We start from the raw sequence: 17,865 nt of genomic DNA, 5'->3' as shown, positions 1-17,865 counted from the left end.
TCCACTCACATCCCCACGAGTTTCTTCACGAATCTCGGATCGATGAAGGTGGGATAGTCCGGCAGTTGACGGATCTGCTTCTTAGCGAGCATCTGCTTGCCGTAGTACTTCGCCTGCGTTTGGAACAGGTCGTCGATGTTCCAGGTCAGTTCCACGTTCGGCGCGGCTTTTTCGATGGACGGCCGAGGCTGCCCCAACTTCTGCATCGCGATCTCGATGAAGGCTTCACGCGTTCCCATCGCATACTCGGTCGCCTGCTTGTGGATGCTGAGCAACAGTGCCACCTGTTCGGGATCTTTCTCGATTTTTTCCTGGCTTGTCGTCAGCACCATGTTCAGCGAACCGGTCGGCGTCGAATACGGATACTCGACAATTTTGCCGACACCCTTGGCGAGGCTGATGCCCGGCCCCGGCTCGGCGCCGACATATGCGTCGATATCGCCACGTTCCAGTGCCGGCGCCATGTCGCTGAAGGAAACACGGATCGGTTTGATGTCCTTGATCGTCATGCCTTCGGCGCTGAGACGGTCGAGGATGACCACTTCCTGGGTCGACCCCGGCCAAATGGCGACTTTCTTCCCGGCGAGGTCCTTAATCGTGTTGATGTCGGACTTGATGCCGGACACCACGGCCATACCGCGATTACATGCGGCGCCAACGACGACGACCGGCTCACCGCCGGCGGCGCCGAGGGTTGCGGCCGCAAGGCCGTAGATACCGAAATCGACGGTGCCGGTGACGACGGCGTTCTTACCGTCAGTCGGGCTTTCGAAGGGGATTACCTCGATCTTGTAGCCCGCCGGTGCGAACTTTTGATAGAAATACGGCGTCACGCCATGGATCAGTTTCAGTGTACCGACCTTGATGGTCTTGTCCGCGGCTTGCACCGGCGAGGGTGCATGTGCAGCAAAAGCGCAAATGACCCCCATAAGTGCGATACGCATAAATGCGCGGCGATTTTTCCCTGACATATCAAACTCCTAGATTAAGGGGTGAACGTATTGACGTTCGATGTACCCTCACTTTATGCCGCAATGCACAATTTAATAAAATTTATTGTTTAAATCGGTTGTATAAATTGTATAAATACTTCACATGAAACAGCCCATAGACCTCCGCCTCCTTCAGGCATTTATTATCCTCGTTGAGACAGGCAGCGTATCGGAGACCGCGCGGCGGATCGGTCGCACACAACCAGCGGTTAGTCTGCAACTGAAACGCCTCGAGGAAGCCGTAAACGCAAACCTGTTCAACAACATCGGCCGCAAGCTCGTGCTTACCAACGACGGCGAATTGCTGCTCGGTTATGCGCGCACGATCATGAGCTTGCAGGACGAAGTGACGGTCCGTTTGGCTGCCCCGAAATTGAGCGGCCGGGTCGTAATCGGCGTCCCCGATCTCTATGCGGCATATGTTATGCCGGAGATTTTATCGCGCTTTTTTACGGCTTTTCCCGACGTTGAGGTCGAGCTTCGAACGGAATTATCCAGCCCATTGATCGGCTCTCTCGAAAAAGGTGAGATCGATCTGGCCCTTGTTACAGGCATGCGCGCTTTCCGTGACGGCCAGATCGTTGCACAAGAGCCGTTGGTTTGGGCAACCGGGCTCGACCGCTCGATGCATGACAGCAATCCGGTGCCATTGGCGTCGCTACCGACCGGTAACGTCTTTCGCGACATCGCGCTGACAGGCTTGGATCTTGTCGGGCGAAAGTGGAAGATCGCGTTGGTCAGCCCCAGCATCAGCGGGCTTCACGCAGCCATTCTCAGCGGGTGTGCCGTCAGCGCCATTGCCAAAAGTTCAGTCATCGCTGGCATGCGCATCCTGGGAGAGGCCGACAGTTACCCTGCACTCCCGAGTGTCGATCTCGTGCTGTACCGATCCGGCAAGAGCAAGAACGCTGCGGCTGACGCCATGGGAGACATGATCTCCGATCAACTTGCCCGATCCAGCCTCGCGCCGACGCGTCGCACGTTTAACACACAAGCGGGCAGCGGTGCGATTTCGGCAAACTGACCCACCAAAGCAGCCACCCCATTGTGACAGGAAAAGTCGAAAAAAGATCAGCGATTGCTACCGTTGGTATCGCAGTGCAGCATCAACATTTATTAAAATTGCATCGAAATTATCGTTGTTTTTCAGATAAATAAAAGATTCTGAAAAATGTCATTCCTGTTGCATCCGCATGTCATAACGCGCAATAGTGCAATTGCGAAGATTGATCGTGTCACTGGGGTCGGGCAGCAGATTGTCTCGCGGCGATAGAACAAACCATAAAAAAACAAACCAGCCCCCTGAGTGTATAGAGATGAAAACGCTCGCGACGATTTCCCTGACGGCTTTTATGTGTGCCGGTTGCGCCGCACCGCTTCCGTTAACGGTTGCGACGCTGTTTGCCGATGGTGTGTCATACGCGACCACTGAAAAATCGCTGACGGACCACGGGCTTTCTGCGTTGTCTGATCAGGATTGCGCGATGCACCGGGTGCTGACTGAAGGTGCCATGTGCCGGGATTCCGCATACGGCACCACAGCCGTCGCAGCCGTCGCAGCCGTCAACGACACGGTGCCATCACCGACCCGCCAGCTGCAACAACCCGAATTCCGCAATACAGTGGCGACGCCGAAAAACCATACCGGGTCTCGTCTGGATTCAGTCGCCGACCCGGTCCCTGGCGTTTACATGGTGCTGGCGAGCACCCGCGACCGTGTAACGGCGCACAATATTGGCGTGCAGAGTGGCGCGACCGCGCCGCAGGTATTTGCCATGCCGGCAGGAGGACGACGCGTTATCTATCACGTCATTGTTGGCCCCGTCACGCGCAGCCAATACCCGGGCGCACTGAAAACAGCTGCCAAGCATGGGTATCCGAAAGCTTGGGCGCTCATGATCGACGAAAATGACTGGCGCAAAGACAGAGAAATCGATGCAATCATCGAACAAAGGCTTTCAGCAGACCGCACGTCCGCCATCAACTAAGGCATAGCTGGCGCGGGGACCTGCCCGCTCGGTTTTCCGTTTTTGTTGCTTTAAATCAGTACGCAGCCGCACTCACCTTCGCACCACGCTTCCGCAATAAGGAGCGGACATCGCTGCTCAGTTTGCAGCCGCGAAATTCGGCATTGTCGACCAACGCGCCAACAAGATTAACATCCTTGAGATCCGTACTCTCAAAACTGGAATGGCGCAGATCCGCACCTTTCAGGTCCGCCCCTTTCAGCGATGCCGGCCACGGACGGCCCGGTTTCTTCTCGAGGTTATGTCGAAAAAGCCGGGTGCGGCCGAACGACGCATCACGCAGGGACACCATGCGCATGACGGCGCCGGGCATAAATGCCCCATCAAGCCGCGCCCGATCAAGGCTCGCAAAGCAAAGATCGGCATTACGAAACACCGCGAAATCCATGATGGCATCGTCCAGCATCGTGCCGTTCAAGGTCGCCGAAGTGAAATCAGCGCCTGTCAGGTTTGTGCCCCGCAAATCAAGCCCCGACAGATTCTTCCCTGCAAAATCTGCACGCTTCCCCTTGCGGCCCAAGGTGCCAAGCCAGAGTTGGTGTCTATCCAGTCCGTCTCGAATTTCACCGCTCAATGAACCGATGTCCGCCGGCAATTGAACATCGACCAATTGCGCGTTTGAGAAATTAGCGCCGGCGAGAAGCGCGCCCCTGAAGTCCACGCCTTCAAGCTGTGCATCGGAAAAGTCGGCCCCTGTCAGGTTCGCATTCACAAACCTGGCTTTACGGATACGACACCTGGATAAATCCGCGTTGCATAGAATGGCGTTCGACAGATCGCTGCAATGCAGGTCCGTATCCTTGAAATTGGCGCCTTCGAGGTCTGCCGTTTCAAAAACCGTCGCGCCCACGCTCAACCGCAAACGGCTTGCACGGGCACGCTGGCGATACGTCTTGTGTGCACCAACCAGTTTAAACGATGTGTCAGCATATGCCCCCGGCCGAAGATCGGCACCGCTCAGGTTCGCACCGGCCATGGATGCGCCCCGGAATACGGCACCTCTTATATCGGCATGACAAAACCTTGCTCTGGTGAGGTCGGCACTTGAGAAATCGGCGGCATAGAGATCTGCGCGGTCGAACGTCGCTTCGGCGAGATAGCTGTCCGTAAAATCGGCACCGGCGAGAATGGCATCGCGAAGATCAATGCCCGGGAGCTTGATGCCACCGAGCGCGGCAAGGTGCATCTGCAACCGCTTGCCGCCCGGTCGCGAACGTATGTACCGTGCGTGCGCCCGTAAGGCCTCCACAAAATCATGGGAGCGCATTCTGTTGCTACCCATCGCCCAATCACTTTCCCTCGCGTTAACGTTTCTGTTAACGGTTTATTTTTTCTTTGATCTTAGCGGGGGTTTGAATCGCGTGTCTACAAAAATGGTGCAATGCAATATGGTTAACGGCATTGATAGACTATTGGAATCATTGCTGAATCCAGAATGAAAAGCCGCTGGACATTAACCATGAAGGAATGCATGCACCATTTATAGTAGCTGAGGCACGGTGATTTAGCCTACATATGGATGAAGAATAAATCCATGACGAGGGAGGTCGCGACAACTCGCCCGCGTGATGTCATACGGAAGTATAATAATTTTCTAATATATTTTTTTCGGAAATCCGGATTCAGCCTGTTTTGGCGAGCTTCTTCTGCAAATGCGGCATCAATCCCCCGGCATCGACGATTGCCATCAGATGATCGGGGATCGGCTGGCAGTGATACGTCTTCCCCTGTGTTTCGTTAACAATTTCGCCGCTCTGCGGGTCAACGACCAGTGCGTCGCCCATATTTATCTCTGCGGCTTCGGGGCAGACCAGCGCCGGCAATCCGATATTGAAACAGTTCCGATAGAAAATACGTGCGAAGGACTTTGCAACGACGGCCCGAATGCCCAGCGTCTTCAAAAACAGCGGCGCCGTTTCGCGCGATGACCCGATGCCGAGATTATCGGTGGCGACAAAGACATCCCCTTGTTTTACCTGTTTGGCAAAATTCGGGTCGATGTCACGCATGCAGTGCACGGCCCCGGCGGCAAGATCGTTTGTTCCCTGATACGAACCGATCGGCGACAGGGCATCGGTGTCGATATTCGCGCCATACGTCCAGGCGCTGCCATTGATCGTTTTCATAGGAATTCCCTCGGATCCGAGATTGAGCCCTTAATAGCGGAAGCCGCCACGGTATAGGGTGACGCCAGAAACAACTTCGAAGACTTGGGTCCGGCGCGACCGACGAAATTACGGTTCGTCGACGAAATACCGACGGCATTCTCCTCCAGCCTGGACGGCCCGATACCGATACAGCCGCTGCACCCCATGGGCAGGATCACCCCGCCCGCATCCTCGATAATCTGCAAGGTGCCATCGGCCTTCGCCTCGGCCTGCATCGACAGCGACGAAGGTGAGACCATGAATTTGAAGCCGCTCTGAATTTTCCGCCCTTTGAGCACCTGCGCCGCCATGCGCAAATCATCCAGTTTCGCGCCCGTGCAGGCCCCAAGATAGGCCTGATCGAGTTTGGTGCCGGCATGTTCCTCGACAGGGGCAGCATTTTCCGGGCTCGAAGGGGCCGCAACATACGGCGACAGCGCATCACCGTCGACCGTGACCGTCCTTGCGTATGCCGCGTCCGCATCCGACTGCCAGGGATCAACCTCAATCCCCGTTGCGCCCCACTTCTTCAGGACGGTTTCGGTTTTACCGTCCGGTTCGCAGTACCCGGCCTTGGCGCCCAGTTCAGCCGCCATGTTACATAGCGTCATACGTTCCTCGACCGACATCGCCGTGACAGCCGTCCCCGCATATTCAAGCGCCTGATAGTTGAAGCCCATGATACCGTGATCGCCACACAGCTTGAGGATCACATCCTTGGCGGCGACCCCCGGTTTCAGAGTCCCGGTCACATCGATCTTCACGGTTTCCGGAACGCGCACCCAGATTTCACCGGTCGCCAGAACGCCAGTCAGTTCCGTTGCGCCGATACCAACCATGATCGTGCCGAAAGCCCCACCGGTGACGGAATGGCTGTCGCCGCCGACGATGAACATACCGGGCTTCACATGTCCGCCCTCGGGCAGAACGATGTGGCAAATGCCCTGCTCGTTGATGAAGTGCTTTATGTCGTGTTCAGCGATCCATGCATGTGCATGTTTCTGAATGTCCTGGTGGCCCGGATTGTCGTCGTTGATGTAGTGGTCGGTGATAACGACGAGCTTATCCAGGTTCCAGACCGGCACCCCAAGCTCATCCAGTTTCTTGCCGGCCATGCGCGGCCCCGAACTGTCGTGCATCATGGCCAGATCGACCTGGCAGGTCACGATCTCTCCTGGTGATACACTGCCGACACCGGCAGCCCTGGCAATGATTTTTTCGGCGAGCGTTTGCGCCATATTGATGTTCCCTATCCCCGTCAGATGACTTTTTTATTTCTGAGCGCAGCAATCGCCGCATCGTCGTATCCGGCGTCCCGTAACAAGTCGTCCGTATCCGCGCCCAGCTTCGGCGCAGGGTTCGCGGGTGCCGGCGAGCCGCCCGAACGCACGGCAGGTGCCATGTACTTATACGTACCATGGCCTTCCAACTCGATCTCTTGAATTCTTCCTTCGTCGGTCACGAACGGATTGTCGAGGGCCTGCTTCACATCGTTGATGGCCGCCGCCGGAACGACACCGGCAAACACTTCAAGCCACTCGGCCGTGGTTTTCGCCGACAAGGCTTCGTCGAGGATCTCCTCGACCAACGGGCGGTTCTCGAACCGATCCTTGAAGGTCTTGAAGCGCGGATCATCGCCCCATTCGGGGCGTCCCAGCTTGCCGCACAGTGCCGGCCAGAATTTTTCCTTGTTGCACATCAGATAAATCCAGCCGTCTTTCGTCTGATAGAGCGCGCACGGCGTTAATGCCGGATGCGCCGAGCGCGGCAGGCGCCCCTGCACGTGACCTTCGTTCAGATACCAGATGCCCGGGTAGCCCAGATTGCTGAGTGCGATGTCGAAAAGACTGACATCCATATCGCGCCCGATGCCCGTGGCCCGCGCCCCGGTAATGCCGGCCAGCACCGCATAGGCCAGTGCCAGACCGGTCATCTGATCGACCACCGAAAGCCCGAAACGGGTCGGTGGATTTTCCGGCTCGCCGGTCAACGAAAACCATCCGGCCTCCGCCTGCATCAGGTAGTCGAACCCGGGCCATGCTTTGCGGGGGCCGGTTCGCCCGTAGGCCGACAGGTGCGCGCAGACGATGTTCGGATTAACGTGTTTCAGATCGGCATAGTTCAGGCCTAGCTTGTCGGGGACGTCGCCTCGCAGGTTCGACGACACCGCATCCGCGTTGCGGACAAGATCCAGAAACACCTTGCGCCCCTCTTCGCTGGTCAGGTCGAGCGTGACGCTACGCTTGTTGCGGTTATAGGCGTGAAAAAATTCGGATGAGCCGTCACCGAACCAGTACGGACCGATGTCGCGGGCGAAATCCCCACCCTCGGGGTTTTCGATCTTGACGACCTCGGCGCCCTGATCGGCCAGGAACATGGTACCGAACGGACCGGCGCCATATTGTTCAACGGCGAGGACCCTGACCCCCGCGAGGGGAAGAGGATTATTCTGCACTTCTGTTTCTCCCGTCATCCCGAACAAGGCGCGGTTCAGTCGCGCCGCGTTTCAGGGTCCATATCTTATTTCCATCCTGGCCCGGATGGTATTGCCGCTTCATGGGTCCTGAATCAAGTTCAGGACGACGGTAAGAACAGTGAGCGCTGGTCACGAACTGCGCTCCACCAATTGCTTCGCAATGATGATGCGCTGCAGCTCGTTGGTCCCTTCACCGATACACAGCAAAGGCGCATCGCGGTAATACCGTTCGATATTGTATTCCGGCGAGTAACCGTAGGCACCGTGAATGCGCATCGCCTCTGCGGCGTTTTCCATGGCGGCTTCGGTGGCGAACAGCTTGGCCATGCCGGCTTCCATGTCGCAGCGCTCGCCGGTGTCATAGGCAACGGCGGCGTCCTCGACCAGCTTGCGCGCGGCCTGCACCCGTGTCGCCATATCGGCGAGTTTGATCTGGATCGCCTGATGCTCGCAAATCGGCTTGCCGAATGTCTTGCGCTGTTTCGCATAGGATATGGAATCTTCCAGCGCGGCGCGGGCGACGCCGACCCCCCTGGCGGCGACATTGATACGGCCAAGCTCCAGCCCGCCGAGAATCTGCTGCAGGCCTCTGCCCTCTTTCTCACCGATCAGATGAGATTGCGGCACACGCACGCCGGAAAACTGTACCTCGCCGGTATCGATGCCCTTGTAGCCGAGTTTTTTCAACTTGCTCGCCTTGAAGCCCGCCGATTTCGCAACCAGCAAAAGACTCATACCCCGATGCGCCGGTTCGGCATCCGGGTCGGTCTTGACGAGCACCGCCAGCATCTCGCCCTGAACCGAATTGGTGATCCACGTCTTGGTGCCGTCGATGACGTAATCGTCGCCGTCTTTGATTGCCTTGGTACGGATGCCTTGCAGGTCCGTCCCGGCGTCCGGTTCGGTAAGCGCGATGCCGCCCCGGATTTCGCCGCTGGCGAACTTCGGCAGGTATTCCCGCTTCAGCTCTTCAGTGCCGAACCGTTCCACGGCGGCGGCCATGATCAGGTGCGAATTGAACAGGCCGGACACCGACATCCAGACGGCCGAGACCCGCTCGACGATTTGCGAATAGGTGCGGATATCGAGACCGAGGCCACCGTATTCCGGCGAGATCGTCGCCCCGTACATCCCCAGATCGGCCAACTTGTCAGCGATGTCGTGGGGATATTTGTCGGCGGACTCGAATTCCCTCACATACGGTGCAACGTCCTTTTCGAGGAACTTATCGATGGCATCAAGGATCAGGGTGTTTTCACTGTCGTTCAGTGCGTCGGGCATTTTCGCTTCCTCAATAATCCAGCTTGTCGTCGACCGCATGGCCACGTTTCGGGATCAGCATGTTGCGTTCGAACGAGATCACCTCGACGCCGCCCTGCTTGAAGCCAGTGGTCTTGATGGTGACGATGCCCTGCGTCGGGCGCGACTTGCTTTCGCGCACCGCCAGCACCTCGCTTTCGGCATACAGCGTATCGCCGTTGAACACCGGGGCCGGCATCTTGACCTTGTCCCAGCCCAGGTTGGCAATGGTCTTCTGGCTGACGTCCGATACGCTCATGCCGGCGACGATGGCCAGCGTCAGGCAGGAATTCACCAGCGGCTGCCCGAACTCGGAATGCTTGGCGTATTCCCGGTCGAAGTGCAGCGGATGCTGGTTCATGGTCAACAGCGTGAACCAGGTATTGTCGTTTTCCGTCACCGTCCGGCCCGGCCGGTGCTCATAGACATCGCCGACCTTGAAATCCTCGAGATACCGTCCGTAGGACTCGCGATACCGGTTCGGACCGACTTCCTTCGCATTTGCTACCATTTATTCATTCCATTCCCAAAAAACGCTTTCGTCCTTGCATAGATAGCTCAGGCAAACCTCGTCACTTACTTGGCACAAGGCGAACTCAAGTGGACGTTCAAACAAATCGCCGGCTCACGATAGCTCTATTCATTGCAAGGACTATACTTGCCTTTCCAATATCTTGGGGGGCGATCTACGCATCCAATCTCGCATTTCTCTATCTTTATACTCAGATTTCAGGTGGGCTTGCCCATTTCGCTCAACTTGTTGGTCCAGAACTACAATCCACTGCTTTATTTGTAACTTCCGCTGTTCCATTCTCCCTAATCATCGGCTTGCCAATGCATCTTCTTCTCTGGCATGCCAACAAGACCAATTTCAGCCATTACATGACCGGCGGCTTATCTACAGGAGGCATTTACACCCTCACTTGGTGGATGATGCTCTATGTCGACTCAGCCTCGTATCACGACAAGCTATTCATTTACGCTACAGGTTTCCTGGCTTTAGTCGATTTCACTATTGGGGGGATCATCGTTTATTTTATTGCGGTTCGTGGAACGACAATCCCTTGCAAACCCTCGCATGAGTAAACAGCCCTCCAGATTTCTATATTTCCGCTTTATTCCGCCGCCTGCATCTGCGGCTTGCCGGCGGCCAGCACCGACGAAACCGAATTCTGCGCCTCGAGACCGAGGATCAGGTCGGCGAACCACGTGGCGCCGTCTGCACCCAAATAAGGATCGGCAAGACCGTTGAACTTGCCGCGGAATTCCTCGACCGTCATGAAGTTGCCGGGCTCGCCCTTCGGCATGTCGATCAGCACCGAAAATGTGCCGCGCGCCGTCTTGACCGTCGCCTTGCCCGCCATATTCTCCGGGAACAGCGCCTCGACGTCGGGATCGTTGACGCAGGTGACCTTTTTGGTCAGCGCCAGCGTTTCCGGGTCCGTCAGGTGCGTTGCGTAATGATCCCAAAGCATGGTGCCTTCACGCAGCACCACAGCGGCGCAGAACGGCATCGAGAACTGGCCGTCGACAACACTTTGCGGATGATGCTTGGCCTCTTCTGGCAGGCTGACGATCTTCATGCCGGTCATCGGCAGGCCTATCTCGACGGCCTCGACCTCGTCTGCCGTGACGCCTTCGTCGCGGATGATCTGCTTCAGCGCATCCATGGCGGCGTGGGTATAGCGGCAGCTCGGGAACGGTTTGACGGCGAGGCGCATGGTCTCCCAGCGTTCGCCCAGTTCGGCATCCGCTTTGGACGGATCGGCGTTCGGTGCATAGGCATGCAGGAACCCCCACTTGCCTTCGAACGCCTGCTTCGGACCCTTGAACCCTTCCTTGGCCATGACCGCGCACATCAGACCGTTCTGCGCCGCCTGACCGACGTGCGAACGCTTGGTCCACGCACCGTCGGCAAGGAACTGCATGGATCCTGCCGACTGGCTGAGTGCAATGCCAAAGGCGCTTTCGATCTGATCGGCGTCCATGCCCAGCAGCTTGCCCGCCGCTGCCACAGCACCGAAGATGCCGCAGGTCGCCGTCGGATGATAGCCGCGGTCGTAGTGATCGGACGGCCCCAAGGCTAATGCGAGACGGATTTGAATTTCATAGCCCGCGACACAGGCAGCGATCAGGTCCTTGCCGGACGCGCCTGTCATTTCCGCCGCCGCCAGGGCTGCCGGTACGATCGGCGCCGACGAATGCAGCGAGGCTTCGGCGTGGGTGTCGTCGAAATCGAGCGAGTGGGCCAGCGTTCCGTTCAGCAAAGCCGCCGCCGATGGCACATAAGACTGCACATCCCCCGGCACGGCGCAGTCGCCGGACGCCAGACCAAGAATTTCAATAGCGCGTACCATCGCCGGCGTCGATTCCGCATCGTTGCGGGCGCGCACCATGTTGCCCGCCGTATCCAGGATCAAAAGCTTGGTCCGCTCGATCACTTCCGAAGGCAGATCTTCATAACCGAGATTAACTGCGAATTCCGCCAGACGGCGGCTGATACCGGTCATCGGATGTCTCCCAACATGTTGATTGTCGCCGGGAAGCCCCGGCTCTTGAGGGAATATTCCATCACACAACATTCGATTGAACAAATAGAAATATATGCACTATATATCTATAAATCAGATCAATAGGAGGCAGCCATGCTCCCGGTCACCCTGAAGCAATTGGAGACCTTCCTTGCCGTCGCCGAAGCGCGCGGTTTCCGCCGCGCCTCGGAACGTCTGAACCTGTCGCAGTCCGCGGTAACGGCGCATGTGCAGCAACTGGAAGCCACACTGGGGGTGCCGCTGTTTCACCGCACGACCCGCTCGGTGCGTCTGACGGATGCGGGTAATGAATTACTCGACCGGGCCAGCCGGACCGTGACCGGCCTGGAAGACACCATCCGCGCGTTTCGCGACGAAGCGGCGATGACGCGGGGCCGGGTGCTGGTCGCCTGCGCACCGAGTTTCGCCTCGTCGATCCTGCCGCCCGCCCTGGCGGCTTTTCAGTCGCGCCATCCGGAAATCTTCATTCAGGTCCGCGAAGCGTACGGCAGCGAAATCATCGAGGCGCTGAGGACCGACAGCGTCGATTTCGGCATCGGCCCCCTGGATTGCGACGACAAGGACATCGCCTTCACGCATCTGCTTTCGGACGGTTTCGTTGCCGTCCTTAATGGCAGGCACCCGCTGGCCCGTAAGGCCGCCATAAAGTTTACCGACATCATGGAGATGCCGATCCTCGCCATGCCGCGGCGTTCGGCGACGCGCGATCTGCTTGAAAAAGCTTTTGAAAAACACGGCCGCGTCCTGGAACCGAAATATGAAATGCTGCACCACCAGACCCTGATCAGCATGGCCGATGCAGGTCTCGGTGTTGCCGTGTTGCCGGAAACCGCCGTGCCGCCGGCGCGCGACGGCTCGTATGCCGTCATCCCCCTCAAGGAACCGGAAATGAAGCGGCGCATGGGGATATTGATGTCGCGCGGGCATAACCCTTCCCCGGCGGCCCGCGCCGTCGCCGATATGCTGCCGGAGTTTGTCGCGGAATGGGTGCGCGCAGCCTAGAGCGTTACTCCGCCGCGTACTGTTTTTCAGCGGCGTAGTATTCGGGGAACCCGACAATCGCCTGCAGTTCCTGAAAGGTAATCCGGTTCGAAAGGTCCTGCTCGCCCGACTTGATCATCTGCAACGTTTCCTGCATCGCCTTGATCGCGCTCATCAGCAGGGCCGCCGGATAGATCGCAACCTTGTAGCCGATTTCTTCCAGTTCCTTCGGCGACAGATAAGGGGTCGTTCCCTGCTCGACCATGTTGGCCATCTTCGGTCCATCGACCTCGGCGCAGTAACGGCGCATTTCGTCTTCGTTCTTGGGCGCTTCCAGAAACGTGATGTCGACACCCACCTTGCGGAACATTTCGCAGCGGCGGATCGCCTCGTCCATGCCTTCCGGCCCGTTGGCGTCGGTGCGCGCCATGATCAGGATGTCGCCGCCCTTATCGCGAACGGCTTCGCGTGCATCCACGGCCGCCTGCAGGTGCTGTTTCGCTTCGTTGAACGGCACGACGCGTTTGCCGATCGTATGCCCGCAACGCTTGGGCGAAACCTGATCCTCGATCATCACGCACGCAAAGCCGGCCTGCGCATATCCCTGCACGGTGCGCTTGACGTTGATGGGATTGCCGAAGCCCGTGTCGCCGTCACCGATCACCGGAATGTCGACCGCGCTGCAAAGGTTGCGTCCCTGATCGACCATTTCCGCATAGCTGATGAGGCCCGTATCCGGCTCACCGATGCGGACAGCGGAAACCATGAAGCCGCTCATGAAAGCTGCGCTGAAACCGGCCTGTTCGGTGAGCCGTGTCGAAATCGCATCGAAAACACCCGGCGCGGTGATGATTTCAGGCTTGTTCAAAAGGTCCTGAAGGTTGGCGGCTGCGGTCATGGTTGTATCTCCTGTAAAGTATTTCTATCGCCCGTTGAAGACAGGTGTGCGTTTTTCAAGAAACGCCTGATAGCCTTCACGGTAATCCTCACTGTCGCACGGTGCGTAACTGTCGCGCGTTTCCGCCTCGGAAACCGGCGACGGGTCATCCAGCAGCCTGTTCAGCACTTTCTTTGTCATGCGCGCCGCCAACGGTGCACCCGATGCGATCCGTTTAGCCGTTTCCACGACTTCGGTTTCCAGATCCGCATCGGCAACAACGCGATTCACAAGTCGGTGTCGAAGCGCCTCTGCGGCATCGATCACCTGGCCCTCCAAAAGGAACTCAAGCACCAAAGCCTTGCCGACCAGATCCAGCAGCGGCTTCATTTCCGATCCGGCAAAGGCATGGCCGATGCGTTTGATCGGCACCCCGAACCGCGACGTGTCGGACGCGATCCGCATGTCGCAGCAGGCCGCGATCTCAAGGCCGCCGCCGGTACATGCACCGCGGATCATGGCAATGCTCGGATGACGGCAGGCGAGCAGAAGGTTCAACGCCTTGTCCGTCGCTTCACCATAAAGATACGCCTGCTCGGCGGTGCTGCGCTTTTCCGGAAATTCGGAAATATCGGCCCCGGCGGCGAATGCCTTGTCACCGGCACCGCGATAGACGATGCAGCGTAGCGTCTCGTCGGCGTCGAGCAAGGTTATCGTTTCCGACAGCCAGTGCCACGCCGCCAGTGTCAGGGCATTGCGTTTCGCCGGATTGTTAAGGGTGACAAAGGCGATATCGCCCTTGCGTTCAACCAGAATTGGATCGTTGCTCATTTATCATTCAGTACACGCGTCGGTGCACCGTCCATCCAAGATTTAACGTTTTCAGCCACTTGCGTGTAGGCCATCTCGTACAGTTCCTTGACCACGTAACCCGTATGCCCTGTCAACACGGCATTGTCGAGGCCGCGCAAGGGATGATCCGCTGGCAGCGGCTCGACATCGTAAACATCGATACCGGCGCCGGCGATGGCCCCGCTGGACAGCGCTTTGACCAGTGCCGCTTCGTTGATAATGGGGCCGCGAGATGTGTTGACGATATAGCTTGTCGGTTTCATCAGACTGAATTCTTCGTCTCCAACGAGGTCCGTCGTCCGCTCGCTCAGCACAAGATGAATCGAGATGACATCCGATTCCCCGAACAGGGTTTCGCGGTCGACGAGGCGCACACCGACTTCATCGCAGCGTTCCTGGGTCAGGTTCTGGCTCCAGGCGATGACATCCATTTCCATTGCTTGACCGAACTTAGCGACGCGTGATCCGAGATTCCCGAGTCCCAACACCCCAAGTGTTCGTCCGTTCAGGGATTCAGATACATAGGCCTGCCAGCCGCCGTCTTTCATGACGCGGCTTTCCTTGGAAATTTTCTTGTATAGATCGGTGATCAGCGCGACCGCGTGCTCGGCCGCCGGATAGGGCAGCATGGCGGTACCGGCAACGACAATCCCCTTGCCTTTTGCATGGGCCATGTCGATCGCATTGTTTCGCATGCCGGTGGTTACCATGAATTTCAGGTTCGGCAGCTTATCGATCTGCGAAGCCGGAAAGCGCGTCCGCTCGCGCATGCATACCAGAATGTCGAAGGGCTGCAGGGCCCCGGCGATAACGTCTTCGTCCCAACCCAGGTGCTTGTCGAAAACCGTGATTTCCGTGTCGCCCAGAACCGACCAGTCGGCGGAACCTAGTGCCGCGTTTTGATAATCATCCAGAATTGCCAGCTTGAGTGTCATACGCCTCCCCCATACTTTCTTCACTTCATGATGTTAAAGGAGAGATTATGTCCGAGGGCACTTCAATCAAGGTCGAAAATGAAAATGCCGCAAACGGCACCGTCAAAACCGCATCGAATATTGCCAAGGCCGGTGTTGTCGGATTCGGCACCATGGGACAGGGCATAGCACTCGTCCTTGCACGCGCCGGCATCGAAGTTACCGCCGTCGAAGTCGAACAAGCACGGCTGGATGCGGGGCTGGCAAGCCTCAGAGCCGGATTGGAAGACAGGGTCAAACGCGGCCGCATGAGCGCGGAAGCAATGGCGTCCGAGCTTGAAAGGATCAAGGGCGCGACGTCGATCCAGGCACTTTCGGAATGCGATCTGGTTATCGAGGCCGCGCTTGAGGACATGGATATCAAGACGCGTATTTTTGCCAAGCTGGATGCCGTCTGCCCGGCACACGCGATTCTGACGACGAATACGTCCAGTCTAGATATCGATAAAATAGCGGCGACGACGTCACGGCCGGAAAACATTGCCGGCGCGCACTTCTTCGCCCCGGCGCAGGTCATGAAATTACTGGAGATCGTGCGCGGCAAAGTAACATCCGCCGAAACGGTCGCAACACTGCTCGCGCTCTCGAAGCGGATCGGCAAGGTCGGTGTCTGCGTCGGCAACGGTCCCGGCTTCGTCGCCAACCGCATGTACCACCGCTATACCTGGCAGGCTTATTTCCTGCTGCAGGAAGGCGCCTATCCGGAAGTTGTCGACCAGGCCATGCAGGATTTCGGATTTCCCCTCGGCTGCCTCGCCGTCGGCGATATTTCCGGACAGGACGTGGCATGGCAGGTACGCCAGGGACAGATCGCCAGCGGCTTTATCGACTTGAGCGCCCCCTACCCGGTCATCGCCGACAGAATGTGTGAGCGTGGTTGGTTCGGTCGGAAAACCGGGCGCGGCTGGTATCTGTATGAAGACGGAAAGCGTCTGGCGAACCCGGAAGCAAATGCGTTGATCGAACAAACATCCCACGATCTCGGCATAGCGCGCCGTGATATCTCCGCGGACGAAATCCGCGAGCGATGCCTCTATGCACTTGTTAACGAAGGCGCCCGTCTGCTCGGCATGGGGATGGTGGAAAGCGCAGAGGATATCGATACCATCTGGCGATACGGTTACGGATTTCCGGAAACGAAAACAGGTCCGATGCATGTCGCAAGCGAGCTTGGTCTGGACGCAGTCCATGAGACATTGAAGCACTTGCACAACAGGCATGGCTGGATGTTTGAGCCCGCCCCCCTGATCGCCGAATACGTAAAGAACGGTAAAACATCATTCTTTTCGTGACTTTCACGTAAAAATAAGCGATTGAACGTTAATTCCACAACAACACCTTGTGTTAAATACAGGCATGCGCAGACCGAAGATCCTAACCACCATCCAGTCCTACAGTTGGCCTTTGTTCAGATCGGATGCCGTCGCCGGCGTGACCGTGGCCATGGTTGCGATCCCGTTAAGCCTTGCGATTGCCATCGCCTCGGGGGCAGACCCCGCGAAAGGACTTATCACCGCCATCATCGGCGGTTTTTTCATATCCTTACTGGGCGGCAGCCGGGTGCAGATCGGCGGCCCCACAGGCGCCTTCATTGTCGTCGTATTCAGCGTCATCGCCGAACACGGTTATGATGGCCTTGTCCTCGCCACCCTGATGGCCGGCATCATTCTGTTGGTCGCAGGATTCCTAAGAATGGGCCGGTTGATCGCTTATGTCCCCGAAGCTGTCGTCAACGGGTTCACCATCGGGATCGGCATTATCATCGCAACCAGTCAGTTGCGGGATTTCTTCGGCTTCGATCTGGACAAGGTGCCCGCCGAATTCATTCACAAGATCTCAGCCCTTTGGCAGGTGCGAGAAAGTCTCAATGTCTCCGCGCTGATGATCGGCCTTGCGACGATGTTCCTGATCATCGTGTTACGCCGTATGGCACCGAAACTGCCGGGACTGATCTTTGCCGTCGGGATCGGTTCTGCTGCCGTGGCTTTGATGGCGCTTCCGGTAGATACAATCGGCTCACGGTTCGGCGCCTTGCCCGATCACCTGTCGATACCTGAACTGCCGGACATCACGCTCCTCAAGCTCAAGGAACTTCTGCCGTCGGCTTTCGTCATTGCCTTCCTCGCCGGTGTAGAATCTCTTTTATCGGCCATGGTCGCCGACCGGATGATACAGGGGCAGCACCGCCCGAATGCCGAATTACTGGCACAGGGCGCGGCCAATGTCGCTTCGTCTCTATTCGGCGGCATGCCGGCAACGGGTGCCATTGCCAGAACCGCAACCAACGTCAATGCTGGCGGCAAGACGCCGGTATCTGGTCTGGTTCATGCGGTAACGATCCTTCTTGCGATGATGCTGTTTGCGTCGGCGGCCGGATATCTTGCCATGCCGGCGCTGGCGGCATTGCTGCTGATCACCGCGTGGCGCATGAGCGAACCGCACAAATGGCGGGAGTACATGTCGGCACCGGTGAGCGACCGTTTACTGCTACTGGTTACGCTGGCACTGACTGTACTCGTCGACCTGACCGTCGCCATCGGTGTCGGCGTGTCCATCGGCCTTGCACTCAGGCTCTACAAGGAAAAGCCGCCGCCGAGCGACTGGACCGTCCCCGACCGCTGACCTTCTTGCGGCAAGCATGAATATGCGATGCATTGCCAGTGAATGCGCAATGCCTATATATCTGGA

17 protein-coding genes are annotated in these 17,865 nt (G+C 57.6%); 6 read left to right on the top strand and 11 right to left on the bottom strand.

What is annotated here, in order from left to right:
* Window positions 1–5: 5 nt before the first annotated feature.
* Window positions 6–971 carry an NrtA/SsuA/CpmA family ABC transporter substrate-binding protein gene (locus L2D14_09345; GenBank protein WNK01623.1) on the bottom strand — a complete coding sequence of 322 codons (966 nt, stop codon included), beginning with the start codon at window positions 969–971 and terminating at the stop codon, window positions 6–8.
* Between the two features lie 124 nt (window positions 972–1,095).
* On the opposite strand from L2D14_09345, the gene L2D14_09340 reads away from it, so the two are divergent.
* Both L2D14_09340 and L2D14_09335 read left to right on the top strand, forming a co-directional pair.
* Window positions 1,096–2,016, top strand: coding sequence for a LysR substrate-binding domain-containing protein (locus tag L2D14_09340; GenBank protein ID WNK01622.1), 921 nt, complete (start codon window positions 1,096–1,098; stop codon window positions 2,014–2,016).
* A 292-nt stretch (window positions 2,017–2,308) separates the two neighbouring features.
* Window positions 2,309–2,980, top strand: coding sequence for a hypothetical protein (locus L2D14_09335; GenBank protein WNK01621.1), 672 nt, complete (start codon window positions 2,309–2,311; stop codon window positions 2,978–2,980).
* 55 nt (window positions 2,981–3,035) lie between these two features.
* Here L2D14_09335 and L2D14_09330 read toward each other — a convergent pair whose 3' ends face one another.
* From L2D14_09330 to L2D14_09305, 6 genes are all read right to left on the bottom strand, one after another.
* Window positions 3,036–4,301, bottom strand: coding sequence for a pentapeptide repeat-containing protein (locus L2D14_09330; protein WNK01620.1), 1,266 nt, complete (start codon window positions 4,299–4,301; stop codon window positions 3,036–3,038).
* A 340-nt stretch (window positions 4,302–4,641) separates the two neighbouring features.
* Window positions 4,642–5,145: a 3-isopropylmalate dehydratase small subunit gene (gene leuD / locus L2D14_09325; protein ID WNK01619.1), complete on the bottom strand. Its 504-nt coding sequence runs from the start codon at window positions 5,143–5,145 to the stop codon at window positions 4,642–4,644.
* Window positions 5,142–6,404 (bottom strand): aconitase/3-isopropylmalate dehydratase large subunit family protein, encoded by a 1,263-nt coding sequence (locus tag L2D14_09320; GenBank protein ID WNK01618.1) that lies wholly within the window; start codon window positions 6,402–6,404, stop codon window positions 5,142–5,144. The genes leuD and L2D14_09320 overlap by 4 nt, the downstream gene beginning before the upstream one ends.
* Window positions 6,405–6,424: 20 nt before the next feature.
* Window positions 6,425–7,621 (bottom strand): CoA transferase, encoded by a 1,197-nt coding sequence (locus L2D14_09315; protein ID WNK01617.1) that lies wholly within the window; start codon window positions 7,619–7,621, stop codon window positions 6,425–6,427.
* A gap of 150 nt (window positions 7,622–7,771) precedes the next feature.
* Entirely contained in the window at window positions 7,772–8,923 is a 1,152-nt protein-coding gene (locus L2D14_09310; protein WNK01616.1) for an acyl-CoA dehydrogenase family protein, read from the bottom strand.
* Window positions 8,924–8,933: 10 nt separating this feature from the next.
* Window positions 8,934–9,452 (bottom strand): MaoC family dehydratase, encoded by a 519-nt coding sequence (locus L2D14_09305; protein ID WNK01615.1) that lies wholly within the window; start codon window positions 9,450–9,452, stop codon window positions 8,934–8,936.
* An 89-nt stretch (window positions 9,453–9,541) separates the two neighbouring features.
* Between L2D14_09305 and L2D14_09300 the strand changes: the two genes are divergently transcribed.
* Entirely contained in the window at window positions 9,542–10,027 is a 486-nt protein-coding gene (locus L2D14_09300; GenBank protein ID WNK01614.1) for a hypothetical protein, read from the top strand.
* Window positions 10,028–10,056: 29 nt separating this feature from the next.
* Here L2D14_09300 and L2D14_09295 read toward each other — a convergent pair whose 3' ends face one another.
* Window positions 10,057–11,451: an MmgE/PrpD family protein gene (locus L2D14_09295; GenBank protein ID WNK01613.1), complete on the bottom strand. Its 1,395-nt coding sequence runs from the start codon at window positions 11,449–11,451 to the stop codon at window positions 10,057–10,059.
* 135 nt (window positions 11,452–11,586) lie between these two features.
* On the opposite strand from L2D14_09295, the gene L2D14_09290 reads away from it, so the two are divergent.
* Window positions 11,587–12,495: a LysR family transcriptional regulator gene (locus L2D14_09290; GenBank protein ID WNK01612.1), complete on the top strand. Its 909-nt coding sequence runs from the start codon at window positions 11,587–11,589 to the stop codon at window positions 12,493–12,495.
* Between the two features lie 4 nt (window positions 12,496–12,499).
* Here L2D14_09290 and L2D14_09285 read toward each other — a convergent pair whose 3' ends face one another.
* From L2D14_09285 to L2D14_09275, 3 genes are read right to left on the bottom strand one after another with little or no spacing between them, the layout of a single operon-like run.
* Window positions 12,500–13,372: an isocitrate lyase/PEP mutase family protein gene (locus L2D14_09285; GenBank protein ID WNK01611.1), complete on the bottom strand. Its 873-nt coding sequence runs from the start codon at window positions 13,370–13,372 to the stop codon at window positions 12,500–12,502.
* Between the two features lie 24 nt (window positions 13,373–13,396).
* A complete protein-coding gene (locus tag L2D14_09280; GenBank protein ID WNK01610.1) occupies window positions 13,397–14,182 on the bottom strand; it encodes an enoyl-CoA hydratase-related protein in 786 nt (261 codons plus the stop codon).
* Complete coding sequence (locus tag L2D14_09275) at window positions 14,179–15,138, bottom strand: D-2-hydroxyacid dehydrogenase family protein (GenBank protein WNK01609.1); 960 nt, start codon at window positions 15,136–15,138, stop codon at window positions 14,179–14,181. The genes L2D14_09280 and L2D14_09275 overlap by 4 nt, the downstream gene beginning before the upstream one ends.
* A gap of 47 nt (window positions 15,139–15,185) precedes the next feature.
* Here L2D14_09275 and L2D14_09270 point away from each other — a divergent pair, with 47 nt between their 5' ends.
* Both L2D14_09270 and L2D14_09265 read left to right on the top strand, forming a co-directional pair.
* Window positions 15,186–16,469 (top strand): 3-hydroxyacyl-CoA dehydrogenase NAD-binding domain-containing protein, encoded by a 1,284-nt coding sequence (locus tag L2D14_09270; protein WNK01608.1) that lies wholly within the window; start codon window positions 15,186–15,188, stop codon window positions 16,467–16,469.
* A gap of 64 nt (window positions 16,470–16,533) precedes the next feature.
* Entirely contained in the window at window positions 16,534–17,799 is a 1,266-nt protein-coding gene (locus tag L2D14_09265; GenBank protein ID WNK01607.1) for a SulP family inorganic anion transporter, read from the top strand.
* The last annotated feature ends 66 nt before the right edge of the window (window positions 17,800–17,865 follow it).

This window comes from Thalassospiraceae bacterium LMO-JJ14, assembly GCA_021555105.2.
In the GTDB taxonomy this organism is placed as follows: domain Bacteria; phylum Pseudomonadota; class Alphaproteobacteria; order Rhodospirillales; family Casp-alpha2; genus UBA4479.
This window is presented reverse-complemented; position numbering and strand designations above follow the sequence as displayed.